Below are 18,050 nucleotides of genomic sequence, written 5' to 3'. Positions count from 1 at the left end.
CATAGCGCCCGGCATGACCCGCTCGCCGCGCCGCACCACCCCATTGGCACAGGAATGGAAACGATCGGGCGCGATCGTTTCCATTAAGGTGTCCAACTTGTCCATGTCGGCGGGCGCACCAACGGCTGGACCCGTCGCCCGCCCCCGGCTAGTCCCTTGGCCATGAAGCTCATCATCGGCAACAAGGCCTATTCGAGCTGGTCGCTGCGCGGCTGGCTGGCGTGCAAGCAATCGGCGCTTCCGTTCGAGGAGGTCGTCGTGCCGCTCTACGACGCGGAATGGGACCGCCGCCGCGAGGGCGCCGAATTCGCGCCATCGTCGGGCAAGGTGCCGATCCTGTGGGACGGCGAGGCGGTGGTGTGGGACAGTCTCGCCATCGTCGACTATCTCGCCGACAAGGTCGGCCGCGAGCGCTTCTGGCCCGCCGACGAGGCTGCGCGCGCGATGGCACGGTCGATGGCGGCGGAGATGCATTCGAGCTTCACCGCGCTGCGTCGCAAACATGCGATGAACATCCGCCAGGTCTTCCCGGCCAGGCGCCCCGACGACGACGTGCTCGCCGATCTCGCGCGGATCATGGAATTGTGGGCGCAGGCGCGCGCCCGCTTCGGTGGCGACGGCGACTTCCTGTTCGGCCAGTTCGGCGCGGCGGACATCATGTATGCGCCGGTGGTGACCCGGATCATCACCTACCAGCTGCCGATCGCGCGCTTCGCCACCGGTTACATCGATGCGGTGGTCCGCCATCCGTTCATGCAGGACTGGATCGCCGGCGCACAGGAAGAGGATTGGGTGATCCAGCAATACGAGCAGCAACCCGCGTGACCGATGTCGTCGCGCTGGCGCAGGCGCTGCTGCGGGCGGAGAGCGTCACGCCGGCGCGCGGCGCGGTGTTCGACGTCCTCGACGCGGCGCTGGTCGCGGCCGGCTTCGACGTCGATCGGTTCGTCGTCGGCGAGGCGCCGGACGGGCCGGTCGAGAATCTGATCGCGGTGCGCGCGGGCGCAGGACAGCATCTCGCCTTCGCCGGCCATGTCGACGTGGTGCCGCCGGGCGCGGGCTGGACCGGCTCGCCGTGGTCGGGCGAGGTGCGCGGCGATCTGCTCTACGGGCGCGGCGCGGTCGACATGAAGGGCGCGGTCGCCGCCTTCGTCGCCGCGGCGGCGCACGCGAGCGGACCGACGCTGAGCCTGCTCGTCACCGGCGACGAGGAAGGGCCGGCGACGTTCGGCACCCCGGCGCTGATCGAGCGGATGGCGGCGCGCGGCATCGCGCCTGACCTGTGCCTCGTCGGCGAGCCGACCTCGGTGCGCCAGCTCGGCGACATGGTGAAGATCGGCCGGCGCGGCTCGGTGAATATCTGGATCGTCGTGGCAGGGCGGCAGGGGCATGTCGCCTATCCGCATCTCGCCGACAATCCGGCGGGCAAGCTCGCCAAGGCGCTGGCGGCGTTGCAGGACATGGGGCTCGACCACGGCAACGACTGGTTCCAGCCGTCGAACCTGGAGATCACCGATATCGCGGTCGGCAATCCGGCGCACAACGTCATCCCGGCGCGGGCCGAGGCGCGGGTCAACATCCGCTTCAACGACGGTCAGCGCGGCGACGAACTGGTCGAGCGGGTGACCGCGCTGGTGCAGGAACATGCGCCGGGCGCGGTGGTGACCGGCAAGGTGTCGGGCGAGGCGTTCCTCACCGCGCCGGGGCCGTGGACCGCGGTGGTGAGCGCGGCGATCGAGGCGCAGACCGGGCTGGTCGCGGAGCTGTCGACCTCGGGCGGCACATCGGATGCGCGCTTCCTGTCGCGGCTGTGCCCGACCGTCGAATTCGGGCTGGTCAATGCGACGATGCATCAGGTCGACGAGGCGGTCGCGGTAAGGGATCTGGAAACGCTGACGGCGGTCTATGCGGATGTCATCGGACGGGTCGCCCAGCTCTAGGTCTTCCCCCGCCGCAGCACGATGTACAGCGCCCCCTGCCCGCCGTGGCGCGGGTGGGCGCCCCTGACCGCGGCGATCGCATCGGCGTGGCGCGACGCCGCGAGCCAGTCGGCGATCGCGGCGCGGATCGCGCCCCTGGCGTGGGGGCGCTCGCTTTCCGGGCGGGGCGGCTTGCCCGTCACCAGCAGCAGGACGCGGTCCCCGCGGGCGATCGCGCGCGACAGGCCGTCGTCGAGCATCGCGTGCGCCGAGCTCAAGGTATGGCCATGGAGATCGATCGAGCTGTCGGGGCTGACGATGCCGCGGGTCAGCCTTTTGTCCCAGCTGCCGTCGAGCGTGTTCTGGCGCGGCGGGGGCGGTGCGGCGACGGGCTTGGGCGGCGACGGGCGGACCGCCATCGCGCGGGTCAGCGCCTTCGACGGCTTGGTCGCCTTGGGCGGCGCCGGCGCGGCCGGGGCGGGCGCCGGGCGCGCAGGCGCGGCGACCGCGCGCAGCGGCTTCACCGTCGCCATCACGCGCGCCCAGAGATCGGCCTCGTCAGGGTTGAGCTGGCGCACCGGCCGCTGTCCCATAAACCGACGGATCGGGGATGTAGCGTTGCGGCTGCGTTCGCGCGAGCGTGCCGATCGGCAGCAGCAGGAAGGCGGTGCCGCGCGCCGCCATGCCGCCCGCGGTCGCCTCCGCCACCGCGCCCGCGCCCCAGAAGGTATCGAAGCGGTTGGCGCCCTTGATCGCACCCCCGGTATCCTGCGCCACCCACAGGCCGCTGGCGTCCTGCCGGTCCATCGACAGGAACACCGGCGCGCCGAGCGGCACGTATTTGACGTCGGCGGCGGCGCTGACCCCGCCGTTGACGACATAGCCCATCGCGCCGACCGGCGGCGTGTCGAGTTCGCGGAAGAAGACGAAGCTCTTGTTCTCCGCCATGATCGCGCGACCTTCCTCGGGATGGGCGCGGAGCCAGGCGACGATGCCCTGCATCGAGGTCTGGCCAGGCTGGAGCAGCCCGCGCGCCTTCATCAACGCGCCGATGCCGGTATAGTCTCGGCCGTTCTGCGTATCGTAGCCGACGCGCATGATCTCGCCATTGGGCAGGCGCAGCCGACCCGAACCCTGGATCTGGAGGAAGAACACCGACGCCTCGTCGGCGCCCCAGGCGAGCACCGGCGCCTTGCCGTCGAGCACGCCGGTGTTGATCGCGGCGCGGTCGTAATAGGGCACGAAAGTGCTGCCCTGAACGCGGCCGCGGATCTTCTTGCCTTTCAGCGCATCGCTGAACTTGCCGAGATCGACGTCGATCAGGTCGTTGGGGCGGGCGTAGATCGGCACGGTGTAACCGGCGCGGCGATCGCGCGAGGCGGCGATCTCCGGCTCGTAATAGCCGGTGGCGAAGGCCTTGCCGTCGCCGACCTGTACCGTTTCGAAATAGCCGGCGAAGAAGGCCCGCGCGCCGCCGCGCGGCACGCCGGCGGCGGCGGCGCAGGCCGCCTGCCAGTCGGTGCCGCGGGTGAGGCCGGACGCGTCGGTGCGGCGCATCAGGCCCGGGCAACTGGTGAGGAACGCCTGCCGCGCCGCCTCGGCCTGCGCCTCGGTGATCGGCAGCGTCGCGAGGTTCGGGCCGGGGACGATGCCGGCGGTGGCGGCAGTCGTCGAACCGGGATTGGCGACGACGGGCGCGGCGAGCAGGGGCGTCGCACTCTGGATGCGACCGTCGAAGCTGCGGCCGCTGGCGATCTGCTGGCCGGGGCCGCTCGGGCGGGGTGCCGGGCGGCCGGGCTGGCTGGTCGGCTGCCGACCCGGCTGGCGCGGTGGCGGGGTGTCGGTGCCGAGCGGCACGACGCGGCCGCCGCACGCGCTGAGGGCCAGAGCCAGCGCGATGCTGGCGAATACGCGATTACCGGTCATCCTGATCCCCGTATGTCCGCCAACTGCCTGCGGAAAGGTGCGGCTGTGCCGAAGCGGGCGGGTGGCGACAAGGGCTAAGCGTTCGCAAATGCGGCGCGGCGTGTTGGACGACATGGACAAGATGGACACCTTAACGGAAACGATCGCGGGGGATCGTTTCCATTCCTGTCGTAATCGGCGGGTGGGGAGGTCGGCCGGCATCGTGGCGGCATAGCAGAGCGCGGTGGGTGTAGGACAGCGGTCGGAGGCGGTCTGGTAGCGGGTGTGGTTCTACGGCTGTTGCATGAATCAGGCGGGATCGACGTTCATCGTAGGGAGGTAAGTCCTCCCCCGCCAGGGGGAGGTGGCATGCCGCAGGCATGACGGAGGGGGAGGAAAGGAAAACGTCTGTTCCGTGTCCTCCCCCTCCGTCACGGCTTCGCCGCGCCACCTCCCCCTGGCGGGGGAGGAATTTGCCTGAATGTCGATCGCCTTAGTGGCTTCCCAACCCCACCGCGTCACCCCGGACTTGTTCCGGGGTGCACCCTGCGGCGAGGGGAAAGGCTTGAGGCGACACCATTCGCGGGCGGCCCGGTGGATCCCGGAACGAGTCCGGGGTGACGAACCTGAAGAGGAATGCGGGCGGCCTTTATCAACGAGCCCCAAGCGATCGCGCGCCTTATTCCTCGTCGGTGTCCGCCAGCTTCCAGTTGGGGTCGCGGCTCTTGAGCGTGCGGGCGAAGGTCCAGACGTCGTGGGTCTCGACCGCGTCGGTCAGCGAACCGGCGATGACCTGGCCTTCGGCGTCGCGGGTGACCGCGGCGATGTCGGCGTCGAAGCGGACGGTGATGCGCGCGTCGCGACCGTCGAGCGAAGCGTCGGCGATCACTGCGCGCTCGATCGAGACCAGCCGGTTCTCCAGCGTCTCGCCGGCCTCGCGGCGGGCGGCGATCGCATCGCCGAAGGCGCGCGCGACATCGGGTTCCGCGAGATCCGCCAGCGTCGCTTCGTCGCCAGCCCAATAGGCTTCCAGCGTCATGCGATAAGCGGCCTGTGCCCCGGACAGGAACTGGTTGACGTCGAAGCCCTGCTCGCCGGCGATGACCGCGCGCAGGCCCGCTTCGGCGCGCGGCTCGATGTTGCGGTTGACCGGCTCACGCGATTCGATCGCGGCATCGATCGGGCGCGGCGCCAGTGCGACCGCGGCGGGGCGATCGTCGGCAGCGCGCGGCAGCGGCTGCTGTTCGTGGCCGGTGCGTTTGCCGAGCACGCTGTACAGGCGCAGCGCCAGGAACGCCGCCACCATCGCGAGTAGAACTACGTAAAACACCGTGCCTCCGATCTTGATCGATACATAGGCCCAAAACCCCTTCAATTCAAACCGGGGCTTTTGCCCCCCAGGCTTTTCGACCCAGCCCGTTGAAACCCGGTTCGGGCGCTGCTAGGCGCGGGCGCCAAAGGCATCGAACGCCCGACATGCGGCTTCGGTCCCCTCTTTTCCGCTTCATTCGAGGATCATTCTTATGGCCGACCAGGACAACGGCACTTCGATCGATACCCAGTCGCCGCTCAACGGCGCGGACACCGCCCCCGCCGCCGGCCTGATCTCGCAATACGTCAAGGATCTCTCGTTCGAGAACCCCAATGCGCCGGGCATCTTCCAGAACGCCAATCCGCCCGCGATCGACGTCCAGTTCAACATCGGCACCGCCCAGGTCGGCGAAGAGGTGCACGAGGTGCTGCTGAAGATCGACGTCAAGGCCGAGGTCGAGGGCCAGACCGCGTTCATCGTCGATCTGACCTATGCCGGCCTGTTCGGCCTGCGCAACGTACCCGCCGATGCGGTGCAGCCGTTCCTGCTCGGCGAAGCGCCGCGCCTGCTGTTCCCGTTCGCGCGCCGCGTGCTCGCCGATTGCGTGCGCGACGGCGGCTTCCCGCCGCTGCTGCTCGAGCCGATCGATTTCGCGCAGCTCTATCTGCAGCAGGCCGAGCAGAACGGCGCCTTCTCGGTCAGCGACGTCGGTCACGCCTGATCCATCAGGCGGGGGGCGCAAGCGGGTGAATCTGACGAAGGCGCTCGGCTCGGTGGGCGGGCTGACGCTCGCCAGCCGGGTGCTGGCGCTCGTCCGCGATACGTTGCAGGCCTCCTATGTCGGCGCGGGTTTCGCGTCCGATGCGTTTTTCGTCGCCTTCCGCCTGCCCAACATGTTCCGCGCGCTCTTCGCGGAAGGCGCGTTCTCGGCTGCGTTCATCCCGCTGTTCAACCGCAAGGTGGCAGAGGGCGGCGGCACCGCGGCGGGGGTGGATTTCGCCGAGCGCGCCATGGCGGTGCTGTTCCCGGTGCTGTTGCTGTTCACCGCGGCGATGCTGGTCGCCGCCTATCCGGTCACCTGGGCCCTGTCGGGTGGGTTCGAGCGGCAGCATCCCAGCGCCGAGCAATTCGCCTTCGCGGTGTCGCTGTCGCGCTTCACCATCCCGTATCTGATGCTGATCTCGCTGGTGTCGCTGCTCGGCGGCATCCTCAACTCCCTCGACCGGTTCTGGGTGAATGCCGCGGCGCCGATCCTGCTCAACGTCGCGATGGTCGGCAGCCTGATCTTCTTCCACGGCGGCGATCCCTATGCGACCGCCCGCGCGCAGGCGATCTCGGTCACCGTCGGTGGCGTGTTGCAGCTCGCCTGGCTCTGGTGGGCGTGCCGGCAAGCCGGCGTGAGCCTCAAGCTGCGCCGGCCGCGGATCGACGACGACGTCCGGCGGATGCTCAAGCTGATCATCCCCGCCGCGGCCGGCGCGGGTGCGGCGCAGATCAACCTCGCGATCTCCACCGCGCTCGCCGGCAACCTGCTGGCGGCGGGATCGATCTCCGCAATCTATTACGCCGACCGGCTAAACCAGCTGCCGCTGGGCATGATCGGCATCGGCCTCGGCACCATCCTGTTGCCCGTCGTCTCGCGGCTGCTGTCGCAAGGGCGCGATAGCGAGGCGATGGAGATGCAGAACCGCGGGCTCGAACTGGCGCTGTTCCTGACCTTGCCCGCCACCGCCGCCTTCGTCTTCGCGGCGGAGCCGATCGTGCGCGGATTGTTCCAGCATGGCGCATTCGTCGCCAGCGACAGCGTTCGCGCCGCGCAGGCGCTCGCCGCCTTCTCGCTCGGGCTGCCGAGCTATGTGCTGGTCAAGGTGCTGACGCCCGGTTTCTACGCACGCTCCGATACGAAGACGCCGCTGCGCCTCGCGCTCTATTCGGTGGCGATCAACCTCGTCGGCAATCTGGTGCTGATCCCCAGCCTCGCGCCGTGGAACCTCGGCCAGATCGGGCCGCCGCTGTCGACCGCGATCGCCTCGACCGTCAACGTCGCGTCGCTTTATTTCGTCCTCGCCCGTCGCGGCCATTTCGCGCTCGATCCGCAGGTCAAGCGCAAGCTGCCGCGGCTCGCGCTGTCGGCGCTGCTGATGGGCGCGGCGCTGCTGCTGGTCGCGCCGCTGGTCGATCCCTATCTGACCGGCTCGCTGCCGGTCCGCGGTGCGGCGCTCGCGGTGCTGGTCGGCGCGGGCGTCGCGATCTATACGATCGCCTGTTTCGCCACCGGCGCGTTCCGCCTCGCCGATCTTCGTTCCCTCCTCCGTCGCAGAGCCTCGTCCCGATGACCAAGCGTGTCGTGTCCGGTATCAAACCCACCGGCGATCTCCACCTCGGCAATTATCTCGGCGCGGTGAAGCAATGGGTCGCGCAGCAGGATGCGATCCAGGCCGAGGGCGGCGAGACGCTGTATTTCATAGCCGACCTGCACGGGCTGACCGAGTGGATCGCGCCCGCGGACCTGCGCGCCAACACGATCGAGATGACCGCGACCCTGGTCGCGGCGGGGATCGATCCCGACCGCTCGATCCTGTTCAACCAGGCGCGCGTGCCCGCGCATAGCGAGATGGCGTGGCTGCTGAACAATGTCGCGCGGGTCGGCTGGCTAAACCGCATGACGCAGTTCAAGGACAAGGCCGGCAAGAACCGCGAGGGCGCGAGCGTCGGGCTGTACGATTATCCGGTGCTGATGGCGGCGGACGTGCTGCTCTACAATACGACGCACGTGCCGGTCGGCGACGACCAGAAGCAGCATCTCGAGCTGGCGCGCGACATCGCGACCAAGTTCAACGGCGATTACGCCACCGATCTGTTCACCCTGCCCGAGCCCTTGGTCAGCGCCGCGGCGCCGCGGATCATGTCGCTGCGCGATGCCTCGGCGAAGATGTCCAAGTCGAACCCGTCGGAGCAATCGGTGGTCAAGCTGATCGATCCGGACGAGGTGATCGCCGACAAGTTCCGCAAGGCGAAGACCGATCCCGACGTGCTGCCGGCGACCGTCGAGGAACTGGCGGAGCGGCCGGAGGCGCGCAACCTGCTGACGATCTTCGCCGCGCTCGCGGACCGGACGCCGGCGGACGTGCTGGCGGATTATGCCGGCAAGGGGTTCGGCGCGTTCAAGCCCGACCTCGCCGATCTTGCGGTGGCGACGCTCGGGCCGATCCGCAACGAGATGGTGCGGCTGCTCGACGACCGCAGCGCGATCGATGCGATCCTGGAGAAGGGTGCGGAGAAGGCGCGGGCGCTGGCGGTGCCGGTGCTGCGCCGCGCGCAGGAGGCGATGGGGCTGGTACTCTAGTCCCTCCCCTCCGTGAAAGGCGGGAACAGCGCTCTTAGCGCCGGCGCCGCCGTTACGCCTCCAGTTCGCGCATCAGCGTGCGGACGGCGGCGTCGATGTCGCGGTCTTGGTCGCGAAGCTCCTCGATCTTGCGGACGGCGTGGATGACGGTCGAATGGTCGCGGCCGCCGAACTTGCGGCCGATCTCGGGCAGCGAGCGCGTCGTCAGGCGCTTGGCGAGATACATCGCGATCTGGCGCGGGCGCGCCACCGCACGGCTGCGGCGCGCGGAGACGAGGTCGAGCGGCTTCAGCTCGAAATGCTGGCTGACCAGCTTCTGGATCTCGTCGATCGTCACCCGGCGCTGCGCGCCCCTGAGCACGTCGCCGAGCGTCGCCACCGCGAAATCGAGGTCGATGCGATCGCCCGTGAGCTGCGCATAAGCGACGACGCGGTTGAGCGCGCCCTCCAGCTCGCGGATGTTGGCGTGGATGCGCGCCGCGAGCAGGTCGAGCACCTCGTTGGGGACCTTCGCCTCGGGCAGGTCTGCAAGTTTCCTGTCCAGTATAGTGCGGCGCAACGTCAGGTCGGGCGCCTTGATGTCGGCGACGAGGCCGACCGACATGCGGCTGACGATCCGCGCCTCGACCCCGTCCAGCGCCTGCGGGCAGCGGTCGGCGGAGATGACGAGGCGCTTGCCGGCGCTCATGATCTCGTTGACCGTGTGGAAAAACTCCTCCTGTGTCGCGTCCTTGCCGGCGATGAACTGGAGGTCGTCGATCAGCAGCAGGTCGGCGCCGCGCAGGCGCTGCTTGAAGCTGTGCGTGTCGCGCGCGCGCATCGCCGCGACGAAATCGAACATGAAGCGCTCGGCCGACATGCACAACACGGTCGCGTCGGGATGCGCGGCGAGGAAGGCGTGACCGATCGCGTGCATCAGATGCGTCTTGCCCTGCCCCGTCCCCGAATGGAGGAACAACGGGCTGAAGCGGGGCACGCCGGGCTCGGCGAGCATGCGCGCGGCGTTGAAGGCGACGCGGTTGGCGGCATCGACGACGAATCGGTCGAAGGTGAAGCGCGCGTCGAGCGGCGGGCGCTCGGCGGCCGGGCGGAGCGGCGCGACCACCGGCGCCGGTGCGGGCGCAGCGGCGACCGCGGCAGCGACGGGCTCGGGCGTCTCGGCGACCAGCTTGATCGCGACCGGGGCGGCGAGGCGCGTCTCGATCGACACGCCGCGCACGTCGGGCAACAGCGCACGGAATTCGAGCAGCAGCCGGTCGGCGTAATGGTTGCGGACCCAGTTGGTCATGAACGCCGACGGCAGGCCGAGGCGGATCGATTCGGGGTCGCCGTCCTCGATCAGCTCCATCGGCTTGAGCCATTGCTCGAAGAGCCGCGCGCCGGCGGATTCGCGCAGGTTGCAGCGGACGCGAGCCCAGGCGCGCTGCGCCTCAGTCTCCGTCACTGCCGCTGCCTGTCGATCGTTCAACGCATACCCCTTCGTTGCCGGAAGCGACGAAATGTCGCCCGGCGGCCGTATTCAAGACAGACAAATCCCCCTTACGGCCAACGGCCGTCCGGCATGCCCACGCTGTTCAGGTCCCCGACTGCGATGAACATCGCTGCGGTGGAGTCGAGTTATGAAGCCTGGGCCGAGTCGATCAACCCCTGCCTGGGTCACATTGGTGAAATAAACGGGATTGACAGCCCGAAGCCCGCAGAAACGCGTCCAGAAATCGCATAAGCCGTTGAAATCGTGAGATTTTACCGGGGGCATCACGCATCTCGCGCCGAGGGGGCTCGGCACGAATCGCGGTATTTCCTCGCTTTCCCGGTTCGTTCCTTTTGCGCCCGTTCCGGACATCAAAAAACCCGCCGGGACATACGTCCCGACGGGTCTAAACTTACTATAAAGTAAGGGTTATGCGAGCGTGCCGACCGCCTTGGTCAGGCGCGAGAACTTGCGGCTCGCGGTATTCTTGTGGAGGACGCCCTTGGCGACGCCGCGCTGCAGCTCGGGCTGCACCGCTGCGAGTGCCGTGTCCGCCGCAGCCTTGTCGCCCGACGCCAGTGCCGCTTCGACCTTCTTGATGAAGGTACGGATGCGGCCGATGCGGTTACCGTTGATTTCGGCGCGGCGATCGTTGCGACGGATGCGCTTCTTGGCTTGCGGCGTATTCGCCATTCGGTACGTCCTTGCGAGTAGATTGGTCGATGTCAGAAGAGGCGCCGGATCACCCTACGCCCTCTCGAAGGCAGCGCCCTTAGCGAAGCCGGGGGTCGGGGTCAACCGTTGCGGGGCGTTTTGCGCCTCGTTCCTCCTCATACCCCGCCCTCTCGGTTTCGTCATCCCGGCGAAGTTGGGCGGCGGGCATCAACTCTTCTGGCATTTCGGGCAATAGAAGGTCGACCGGCCGCTATCCACCCGGCGTTTGACGGTGCCGCCGCAGTGACAGGGTTCGCCCTCGCGGCCGTAGACGAGGAATTGCTTCGAGAAATAGCCGAGCTCGCCGTCGGGGCGGGCATAGTCGCGCAAGGTGGAGCCGCCCGCGTCGATCGCGGCGAGCAGCACCTCGCGCACCGCCACCGCGAGCCGGTCGAGTCGCGGCAGCGCGATCTGGCCGGCGGCGCGGGTCGGCGCGATGCGGGCGACGTGGAGCGCCTCGCAGACGTAGATGTTGCCGAGGCCGGCGACGATACGCTGGTCGAGCAGCATCGCCTTGATCGGCGCGGCGCGCGCCTTGAGCGCCGCGCCGAGATAGGCGCCGGTGAAATCCTCCCCCAGCGGCTCCGGCCCCATCGCGGCGAAGGGGGGATAAGCGGCGAGCGCGTCGGTCGCGACGAGATCGAGGAAGCCGAAGCGCCGCGGGTCGTTGAGCGCGAGGCTGCGCCCTTCCCCCGTCCCGATCAGCAGATGGTCGTGGACGAGGCGCTCGGCGGGGTCGACGCGCCAGCGCCCGGACATGCCGAGATGGAAGATCAGCGTATCGCCGCGGTCGGTGTCGATCATGCCGTATTTGGCGCGGCGGCCGAGCGCGGTGACGGTGGCGCCGGTGAGCCGCTGGCGCAGGTCGGGCGGGATCGCCTTGCGCAGGTCGGCGCGGCGCGGCTCGACGAGGGTCAGGCGCTGGCCGGCGAGCACGGGGGTGAGGCCGCGGACGGTGGTTTCGACTTCGGGGAGTTCTGGCACGTCAAACAGCTAGGTTGCGTTTGCCCCCGCCACAAGCGGCGGCTAGGGCGGTGGCATGACCGACACCGCCACCACCGGAACCGTATCCTTCGGCTACGAGGACGTCGCCCCCGACGAGAAGACCGCGCGCGTCGGCGGCGTCTTCTCCAGCGTCGCCAAGAACTACGACCTGATGAACGATGCGATGTCGGGCGGCATGCACCGGTTGTGGAAGGACCGCTTCGTCCGGCGGGTCCAGCCGCAGGAGGGGCAGCAGATCCTCGACATGGCGGGCGGCACCGGCGACATCGCCTTCCGCCTCGCCGCATCGGGCGCCTCGGTGACGGTGGCGGACATCAACCCGGCGATGCTGGAAGTCGGCATGGAACGCGCCGCCAAGCGGGGTATCGACGGGCTGGTGTGGACCGAGGCCAATGCCGAGACGCTGACCTTCCCCGACCGCTTCTTCGACGCCTATACGATCGCCTTCGGCATCCGCAACGTCACCGACATTCCCAAGGCGCTGCGCGAGGCGCATCGCGTGCTGCGGCGCGGCGGGCGTTTCTTCTGCCTCGAGTTCTCGACGACGACCTGGCCGGGGTTCAAGGAAGTCTATGACGGCTATTCGCACAAGATGGTGCCGAAGCTGGGGCAGCTGCTCGCGCAGGATGCCGACAGCTATCGCTATCTGATCGAATCGATCCGGCGCTTTCCGGACATGCCGACGTTCAAGGGCATGATCGCCGATGCCGGCTTCGTGCGGACCAAGGCGGAACCGATCCTGGGCGGGCTGGTCGCGATCCACTCCGGGTGGAAGATTTGATGGGGCGCTCAATCAAGCCCCTCCCCTCCAGGGGAGGGGTTGGGGGTGGGCGACTTCTCATCGACACGATCGCTCGTGTTCCCCACCCCAACCCCTCCCCTGAATGGGAGGGGCTTTTTTCATGACCGCCTCGGTCGTCCACGTCTGGCGGCTCCTGAAATGGGGGCGCATCCTCGCGCGGCACGGTGCGCTGCGCGGGATCGAGCGCGATCCCAATACGCCGGCGCCGGTGCGGCGGCTGGCGCGGGTCGCGCGGCTGGGCGCGCGGGTGCCCAAGGTGCCGCGCTATGCCGATGCCTTCCAGGCGATCGGGCCGGCGGCGATCAAGCTCGGGCAGACGTTGGCCACCCGACCCGATCTGGTCGGCGAGGAGGCGACGCAGGACCTGCTGCGGTTGCAGGATCAGCTGCCGCCCGTCCCTTATGCGACGATCGCCGCGGCGATGGAGGGCAGCTTCGGCCGCCCGCCGTCGGACCTGTTCGCGAGCATCGAGGAGGAACCGGTCGGCGCCGCGTCGATCGCGCAGGTGCATCGCGCGATCACCACCGACGGGCGGACCGTCGCGGTCAAGGTGCTGCGCCCCGGCGTGGAGGCGGATTTCACCCGCGCGATCGCGACCTACGAATGGGCGGCGGCGCAGCTCGAAGGGATGAGCATCGAGGCGCGGCGGCTGCGGCCGCGGCTGACGGTGGAGAATTTCAAGCGCTGGACCGCGCGCGAGCTGAACTTCCGGCGCGAGGCGGCATCCGCCTCCGAACTCGCCGAATCGATGACCGCCGAGCCCGATTTCGTCGTGCCGGCGATCGACTGGCAGCGCTCGACCGCGCGGGTTCTGACCGTCGAATGGATCGACGGGATCAAGCTGTCGGATCGCGCTTCGCTGGTCGCGGCGGGCTACGACCTGCCCAAGCTCGCCAACACGCTGGTGCAGGCGTTCCTGCGGCAGGCGATCGCGGAAGGGTTCTTCCACGCCGACATGCATCAGGGCAATCTGTTCGCCTTGCCCGGCAATCGCATCGCGGCGATCGACTTCGGTATCATGGGGCGGATCGACCGGCGCGCGCGGGTGTGGCTGGCGGAGATCCTCTACGGGCTGATCACCGGCAATTACCGCCGCGTCGCCGAGATCCATTTCGAGGCGGGCTATGTGCCGAGCCATCACAATGTCGCCGAATTCGCGACGGCGCTTCGTGCGGTCGGCGAGCCGATGCGCGGGCTGCCGGTCAAGGACATGTCGATCGGGATGATGCTCGACGGGCTGTTCTCGATCACGCGCGACTTCGACATGGTGACGCAGCCGCATTTGTTGTTGTTGCAGAAGACGATGGTGATGGTGGAGGGGGTCGCGACGCGGCTCGATCCGGATATCAATCTGTGGGAATCGGCGGCGCCGTTCGTGCGCGAGTGGATCCGCACCGAATTGGGCCCGGAAGCCGCGATTGCCGACCGGCTGATCGCCGACGTCAAGACGATCGCCGGCCTGCCCGAACTGATCCGGCGGATCGAAGCGCGCTATCCGGCGCCGGGGGGCGAGCCCCCTGCCCCGCCGCTGCGCGAGATCGAGGTGGTGCGGATCGGCGGCGGCTGGCGCTATGCCGCGGTCGCGGCGGCCAGTGCGGCGGCGAGCGTCGTCGCGACCTGGCTGGTCGTCCATTGAGGCGATGATGCGGCGCGTCCCCGCCCCGCTGTGGCTGGCGCAGCCGTCGCGGTTCGCCGGGCTGGCGCCGCGCAACGCCGCGGCGGCGCTGGTCGCGCTGGCGTTGCTGCTGCTCGCGTGCCTGCTCGTCTTCGCCGCGCCGGTCCCAGCGGCGGCGAGCGGCGATGCCGCGCGGCGCAGCGACGATCAGGCCGATGTCGTGCTGTACGAGACGATCGTCGCCAACGTGCGCCATGGCGGCGGCTATTACGCCACCGCGGCGGATGCGATGCGCGCCGGCGATTACCCGCTCAAGCCGTTCGTCACCTTCCGCCTGCCGACGCTGGCGATGGTGCAGGCGGCGGTGCCGCATGCGATCGTCGTGATATTGCTCTACGTGCTGGCCGCGGCGGTGGCACTCGCCTGGTATCGGCGGCTGGCGCCGGCGTTTGCGCGGCCGCCGCCGCGGATCGTCGCGATGGTGCTGCTCGCCGCGGGGCTGATGGCATTCGTGCAACGCGACCTCATCGCCTTCCACGAGATCTGGGCGGGGTTGCTGATCGCGCTGTCGCTGGCGGTGCATCGCGACGAGCAATGGCTGCCCGCGGTCGCCTTCGGCCTGTCGGCGGCGCTGATCCGCGAGACCGCGGGGCTGTATCTGTTGCTGATGGCGATCCTGGCGCTCGCCGGCGGCGACCGGCGCGAGGGCGCGGCGTGGGTCATCGCCGGGGCGATCCTGGCGCTGGCGCTGGCGGCGCACGCGCATGCGGTGGCCGAGGTGGTAGGGCCGCTCGATCCGCAGTCGCCGGGCTGGTCGGGGCATCTCGGCTTCGGCTTCTTCGTGCGGACGATGACGCTGTCGACCGCGCTGATGATCGTGCCCTTGTGGCTCGCCGCGCCCTTGGTAGGGCTGGCGCTGTTCGGCTGGGCGGCGTGGCGTGACGTGCTCGGGCTGCGCGTGCTGGTCGTGATCGCCGCTTATGCCGCGGTGCTGAGCGTCTTCGGGCGGGTCGATACCTTCTATTGGGGGCTGCTGGTGGCGCCGTTGCTGCTCGTCGGCCTCGTCTTCGTGCCCGATGGCGCGCGCGACCTGCTGGCGGCGGTGAGCGACCGGCGGCGGATCACGGTGAAGAGGATCGTTCGATGACGCGTATCCTGCTGATCGTCGGCGGCGGGATCGCCGCCTATAAGGCGTGCGAGCTGATCCGGCTGCTGCGCCGGCGCGGCTATGCGGTGCGCTGCGTGATGACCGAGGGGGCGAGCCATTTCGTCACGCCGATGACGCTCGCCGCGTTGAGCGAGGACCAGGTCTATACCAGCCTGTGGGACCTCAAGGACGAGGCGGAGATGGGGCATATCCAGCTCAGCCGGCAGGCGGATCTGATCGTCATCGCGCCCGCCACCGCCGATCTGCTCGCGCGGATGGCCGGGGGGCTCGCCGACGATCTCGCGACGACCTTGCTGCTCGCCACCGACACGCCGGTGCTGGCGGCGCCGGCGATGAACGTGCGGATGTGGCAGCATGCCGCGACCGTCCGCAACGTCGCGCAGCTGCGCGCCGACGGCATCACGGTGATGGAGCCCGACGCGGGCGCGATGGCGTGCGGCGAATTCGGCCCCGGCCGCTTGCCCGAGCCCGAGGCGATCGCCGCCGCGGTCGACCGCATGCTCGCGCCACGCGCGACGCCGCTGGCGGGCCGGCACGTGCTGGTCACCGCGGGTCCTACGCACGAGCCGATCGATCCGGTCCGCTATATCGCCAACCGCTCGTCGGGGCGGCAGGGGTTCGCGATCGCCGGCGCGCTCGCCGATCTCGGCGCCGCGGTGACGTTGGTCGCCGGGCCGGTGACGCTGCCGACGCCGGCGGGCGTGCGGCGGGTCGACGTGGTCACCGCGGCCGAGATGGCGAGCGCGGTGCAGGACGCGCTGCCCGCCGATGCCGCGGTGATGGTCGCCGCGGTCGCCGACTGGCGGGTCGCCGCCGCGCCGCAGAAGGTCAAGAAGGGCGACGCGCCGCCGGCGCTGGTGCTGGCCGAGAATGAGGACATCCTCGCGACGCTGGCGCACGGGCCGCGGCGGCCGCGGCTGGTGGTCGGCTTCGCCGCGGAGACCGAGCGCGTCGTCGAGCAGGCGGTTGCCAAGCGGCTGCGCAAGAACGCCGACTGGATCGTCGCCAACGACGTGTCGGGCGACGTGTTCGGCGGCGACGCCAACACCGTGCATCTCGCCACCGCCGACGGCGTCGAACATTGGCAGCGCTTGCCCAAGGCCGACGTGGCCCGGCGGCTGGCGCAGCGGATCGCGGAGACGCTGTCCGGTTCTTGATCTGTTCGCGCAGGCAGGCTAGCCCTGCGGCATGAGCCAAGCCATCGCCATCCGCCTCCGCCGCCTGCCGCACGGCGAGGGGCTGCCGCTGCCTGCCTATACGACCGCGGGCGCGGCGGGGATGGACGTGGTGGCGGCCGAGGCGATGACGCTGGCGCCGGGTGCGCGCGCGGCGGTGGCGACCGGCTTCGCGATCGCGATCCCCGAAGGCTTTGAGGTGCAGGTGCGGCCACGTTCGGGGCTGGCGATCAAGCACGGCATCACCTGTCTCAACACGCCCGGCACGATCGATTCGGACTATCGCGGCGAGGTGAAGGTGATCCTCATCAACCTCGGCGACGCGCCCTTCCCGATCGCGCGCGGCGAACGCATCGCCCAACTCGTCCCCGCCCCGGTTCAGCGCGCGACGCTGGCAATCGTCGACGCGCTCGACGATACCGACCGTGGAAGCGGAGGGTTCGGATCGACCGGCCGATGATCACAGCAATTCTCCTGGCCGCCCAGCTCGCCGGTGCATCGCCCATGCCGATGCCGCCGCAGGATTGGAGCACGCTGCATCCGCTGCCCTACAGCCGGGATCCCGACGATGGTGCCAATCTGTCGAGCTTCGTCCGCGCCGAGGTGAAGGCGGGGCGGTGCACCGCCGCGACGCCGTCGCCGCAGGGCTATGTGCTCAAGGTCGATCTTGCCGTGCTGGTCGGGCCCGGCGGCCAGCCCAAGCGGGTGGTGCCGCGGGCGATCGCCTGCCCCTCGGTCGAGCAATATGCCGCCGGCCTCGTCTCCAGCATGGCGCGCGGCAATATCGATCCCGGCGCGGCGGATGCCGACATCTGGTATCGGACCAGCCTCACCTTCTCCTGGCCGGCGTGACGCTCTCCGACGAGGAACTGACCCGCTACGCCCGGCACATCGTCCTGAAGGAGGTCGGCGGCGCCGGTCAGCAGCGCTTCGCCGCCGCGCATGTCGTGGTGATCGGCGCGGGCGGGATCGGATCGCCGGCGATCCCCTATCTCGCCGCGGCGGGGATCGGGCGGCTGACGATCGTCGATGACGATGCGGTCGATCTGTCCAACCTGCAACGCCAGACGATCTATGCCACCGCCGATATCGGCGCGGGCAAGGCGGACACGGCAGCGGCGGCGGCACGGCGGCTCAACCCGCACGTCGTCGCGGTGGCGCGGGCGGTGCGGGTCGACGCCGGCAACGTCGCCGCTTTGCTCACCGATGCCGACGCGGTGCTCGACGGGTGCGACAATTTCGCGACGCGGCTGATCGTCGCCGATGCGGCTTATGCGGCGCGGGTGCCGCTCGTCTCGGCGGCGATCGGCCAGTTCGACGGGCAATTGGGCGTGTTCCGCGGCTGGGAGCCGGGCAAGCCCTGCTATCGCTGCTTCGTCGGCAGCGATCCCGACCGCCCCGGCGCGAGCTGCGCCGAGGATGGCGTGCTGGGGCCGATGGCGGGGGCGATCGGCAGCCTCGCCGCGCTGGAGGTGCTGCGCGCGCTCCATGCCTTCGGCGAGGACAGCGCCGGCAAGCTGCTGCTCGCCGATACGCTGTCGCTGCGCTTCCGCACGCTGACGCTGCCCAAGGACCCCGGCTGCCCGACCTGTGGCTTAGTCCGAAATTAAGCGACGGG

18 protein-coding genes are annotated in these 18,050 nt (G+C 69.5%); 12 read left to right on the top strand and 6 right to left on the bottom strand.

The window, feature by feature from the left end:
• Positions 1-162 precede the first annotated feature (162 nt).
• Positions 163-825: a glutathione S-transferase family protein gene (locus SFC76_RS08920; protein ID WP_322849131.1), complete on the top strand. Its 663-nt coding sequence runs from the start codon at positions 163-165 to the stop codon at positions 823-825.
• Positions 822-1,940: a succinyl-diaminopimelate desuccinylase gene (dapE, locus tag SFC76_RS08915; RefSeq protein WP_322849130.1), complete on the top strand. Its 1,119-nt coding sequence runs from the start codon at positions 822-824 to the stop codon at positions 1,938-1,940. The genes SFC76_RS08920 and dapE overlap by 4 nt, the downstream gene beginning before the upstream one ends.
• Here the strand turns inward: dapE and SFC76_RS08910 are convergent.
• The 3 genes from SFC76_RS08910 to SFC76_RS08900 form a co-directional block, all read right to left on the bottom strand.
• On the bottom strand, positions 1,937-2,512 hold the full coding sequence (locus SFC76_RS08910) for a Smr/MutS family protein (RefSeq protein WP_322849129.1): 576 nt from the start codon (positions 2,510-2,512) through the stop codon (positions 1,937-1,939). The genes dapE and SFC76_RS08910 overlap by 4 nt on opposite strands.
• Complete coding sequence (locus tag SFC76_RS08905) at positions 2,478-3,845, bottom strand: murein transglycosylase A (RefSeq protein ID WP_322849128.1); 1,368 nt, start codon at positions 3,843-3,845, stop codon at positions 2,478-2,480. Before SFC76_RS08905 ends, SFC76_RS08910 begins: the two co-directional genes overlap by 35 nt.
• Positions 3,846-4,503: 658 nt before the next feature.
• Positions 4,504-5,154 (bottom strand): Tim44/TimA family putative adaptor protein, encoded by a 651-nt coding sequence (locus SFC76_RS08900; RefSeq protein ID WP_322849127.1) that lies wholly within the window; start codon positions 5,152-5,154, stop codon positions 4,504-4,506.
• A 193-nt stretch (positions 5,155-5,347) separates the two neighbouring features.
• Here SFC76_RS08900 and secB point away from each other — a divergent pair, with 193 nt between their 5' ends.
• The 3 genes from secB to trpS are packed head-to-tail and all read left to right on the top strand — an operon-like array spanning position 5,348 to position 8,482.
• On the top strand, positions 5,348-5,857 hold the full coding sequence (secB, locus tag SFC76_RS08895) for a protein-export chaperone SecB (RefSeq protein ID WP_322849126.1): 510 nt from the start codon (positions 5,348-5,350) through the stop codon (positions 5,855-5,857).
• Between the two features lie 25 nt (positions 5,858-5,882).
• On the top strand, positions 5,883-7,472 hold the full coding sequence (gene murJ, locus SFC76_RS08890; RefSeq protein ID WP_322849125.1) for a murein biosynthesis integral membrane protein MurJ: 1,590 nt from the start codon (positions 5,883-5,885) through the stop codon (positions 7,470-7,472).
• Positions 7,469-8,482 carry a tryptophan--tRNA ligase gene (gene trpS, locus SFC76_RS08885; RefSeq protein WP_322849124.1) on the top strand — a complete coding sequence of 338 codons (1,014 nt, stop codon included), beginning with the start codon at positions 7,469-7,471 and terminating at the stop codon, positions 8,480-8,482. Before murJ ends, trpS begins: the two co-directional genes overlap by 4 nt.
• Positions 8,483-8,534: 52 nt before the next feature.
• On the opposite strand, the gene dnaA is transcribed toward trpS, so the two are convergent.
• The 3 genes from dnaA to mutM form a co-directional block, all read right to left on the bottom strand.
• Positions 8,535-9,950 carry a chromosomal replication initiator protein DnaA gene (dnaA, locus tag SFC76_RS08880; protein ID WP_322849123.1) on the bottom strand — a complete coding sequence of 472 codons (1,416 nt, stop codon included), beginning with the start codon at positions 9,948-9,950 and terminating at the stop codon, positions 8,535-8,537.
• A 432-nt stretch (positions 9,951-10,382) separates the two neighbouring features.
• A complete protein-coding gene (gene rpsT / locus SFC76_RS08875) occupies positions 10,383-10,646 on the bottom strand; it encodes a 30S ribosomal protein S20 (RefSeq protein ID WP_038658785.1) in 264 nt (87 codons plus the stop codon).
• A gap of 189 nt (positions 10,647-10,835) precedes the next feature.
• Positions 10,836-11,651, bottom strand: a complete 816-nt coding sequence (gene mutM, locus SFC76_RS08870) for a bifunctional DNA-formamidopyrimidine glycosylase/DNA-(apurinic or apyrimidinic site) lyase (RefSeq protein ID WP_322849122.1) — start codon at positions 11,649-11,651, stop codon at positions 10,836-10,838.
• A gap of 55 nt (positions 11,652-11,706) precedes the next feature.
• Between mutM and SFC76_RS08865 the strand changes: the two genes are divergently transcribed.
• The 7 genes from SFC76_RS08865 (at position 11,707) to SFC76_RS08835 (ending at position 18,042) form a co-directional block, all read left to right on the top strand.
• Positions 11,707-12,453, top strand: coding sequence for a class I SAM-dependent methyltransferase (locus SFC76_RS08865; RefSeq protein ID WP_038658779.1), 747 nt, complete (start codon positions 11,707-11,709; stop codon positions 12,451-12,453).
• Between the two features lie 121 nt (positions 12,454-12,574).
• Complete coding sequence (gene ubiB / locus SFC76_RS08860; RefSeq protein WP_322849121.1) at positions 12,575-14,110, top strand: 2-polyprenylphenol 6-hydroxylase; 1,536 nt, start codon at positions 12,575-12,577, stop codon at positions 14,108-14,110.
• Positions 14,111-14,114: 4 nt separating this feature from the next.
• Complete coding sequence (locus tag SFC76_RS08855; protein ID WP_322849120.1) at positions 14,115-15,236, top strand: hypothetical protein; 1,122 nt, start codon at positions 14,115-14,117, stop codon at positions 15,234-15,236.
• Positions 15,233-16,414: a bifunctional phosphopantothenoylcysteine decarboxylase/phosphopantothenate--cysteine ligase CoaBC gene (gene coaBC, locus SFC76_RS08850; protein ID WP_322849119.1), complete on the top strand. Its 1,182-nt coding sequence runs from the start codon at positions 15,233-15,235 to the stop codon at positions 16,412-16,414. The genes SFC76_RS08855 and coaBC overlap by 4 nt, the downstream gene beginning before the upstream one ends.
• Positions 16,415-16,445: 31 nt before the next feature.
• A complete protein-coding gene (dut, locus tag SFC76_RS08845) occupies positions 16,446-16,892 on the top strand; it encodes a dUTP diphosphatase (RefSeq protein ID WP_322849118.1) in 447 nt (148 codons plus the stop codon).
• Positions 16,889-17,284 carry a hypothetical protein gene (locus SFC76_RS08840; RefSeq protein WP_322849117.1) on the top strand — a complete coding sequence of 132 codons (396 nt, stop codon included), beginning with the start codon at positions 16,889-16,891 and terminating at the stop codon, positions 17,282-17,284. Before dut ends, SFC76_RS08840 begins: the two co-directional genes overlap by 4 nt.
• The gene (locus SFC76_RS08835) at positions 17,281-18,042 is read left to right on the top strand and encodes a molybdopterin-synthase adenylyltransferase MoeB (protein WP_322849116.1); all 762 of its coding nucleotides are present in this window, start codon (positions 17,281-17,283) and stop codon (positions 18,040-18,042) included. Before SFC76_RS08840 ends, SFC76_RS08835 begins: the two co-directional genes overlap by 4 nt.
• Positions 18,043-18,050: the final 8 nt, after the last annotated feature.

The organism is Sphingomonas sp. CD22 (assembly GCF_034556155.1).
Classification (GTDB): domain Bacteria; phylum Pseudomonadota; class Alphaproteobacteria; order Sphingomonadales; family Sphingomonadaceae; genus Sphingomonas.
This window is presented reverse-complemented; position numbering and strand designations above follow the sequence as displayed.

Coding starts and splice junctions, on each gene's coding strand:
- SFC76_RS08865 (WP_038658779.1), top strand. CDS start 11,707: ATGACCGACACCGCCACCACCGGAACCGTATCCTTCGGCTACGAGGAC.
- SFC76_RS08905 (WP_322849128.1), bottom strand. CDS start 3,845: ATGACCGGTAATCGCGTATTCGCCAGCATCGCGCTGGCTCTGGCCCTC.
- coaBC (WP_322849119.1), top strand. CDS start 15,233: ATGACGCGTATCCTGCTGATCGTCGGCGGCGGGATCGCCGCCTATAAG.
- SFC76_RS08920 (WP_322849131.1), top strand. CDS start 163: ATGAAGCTCATCATCGGCAACAAGGCCTATTCGAGCTGGTCGCTGCGC.
- SFC76_RS08855 (WP_322849120.1), top strand. CDS start 14,115: ATGATGCGGCGCGTCCCCGCCCCGCTGTGGCTGGCGCAGCCGTCGCGG.
- SFC76_RS08910 (WP_322849129.1), bottom strand. CDS start 2,512: ATGGGACAGCGGCCGGTGCGCCAGCTCAACCCTGACGAGGCCGATCTC.
- trpS (WP_322849124.1), top strand. CDS start 7,469: ATGACCAAGCGTGTCGTGTCCGGTATCAAACCCACCGGCGATCTCCAC.
- secB (WP_322849126.1), top strand. CDS start 5,348: ATGGCCGACCAGGACAACGGCACTTCGATCGATACCCAGTCGCCGCTC.
- ubiB (WP_322849121.1), top strand. CDS start 12,575: ATGACCGCCTCGGTCGTCCACGTCTGGCGGCTCCTGAAATGGGGGCGC.
- SFC76_RS08840 (WP_322849117.1), top strand. CDS start 16,889: ATGATCACAGCAATTCTCCTGGCCGCCCAGCTCGCCGGTGCATCGCCC.
- rpsT (WP_038658785.1), bottom strand. CDS start 10,646: ATGGCGAATACGCCGCAAGCCAAGAAGCGCATCCGTCGCAACGATCGC.
- dut (WP_322849118.1), top strand. CDS start 16,446: ATGAGCCAAGCCATCGCCATCCGCCTCCGCCGCCTGCCGCACGGCGAG.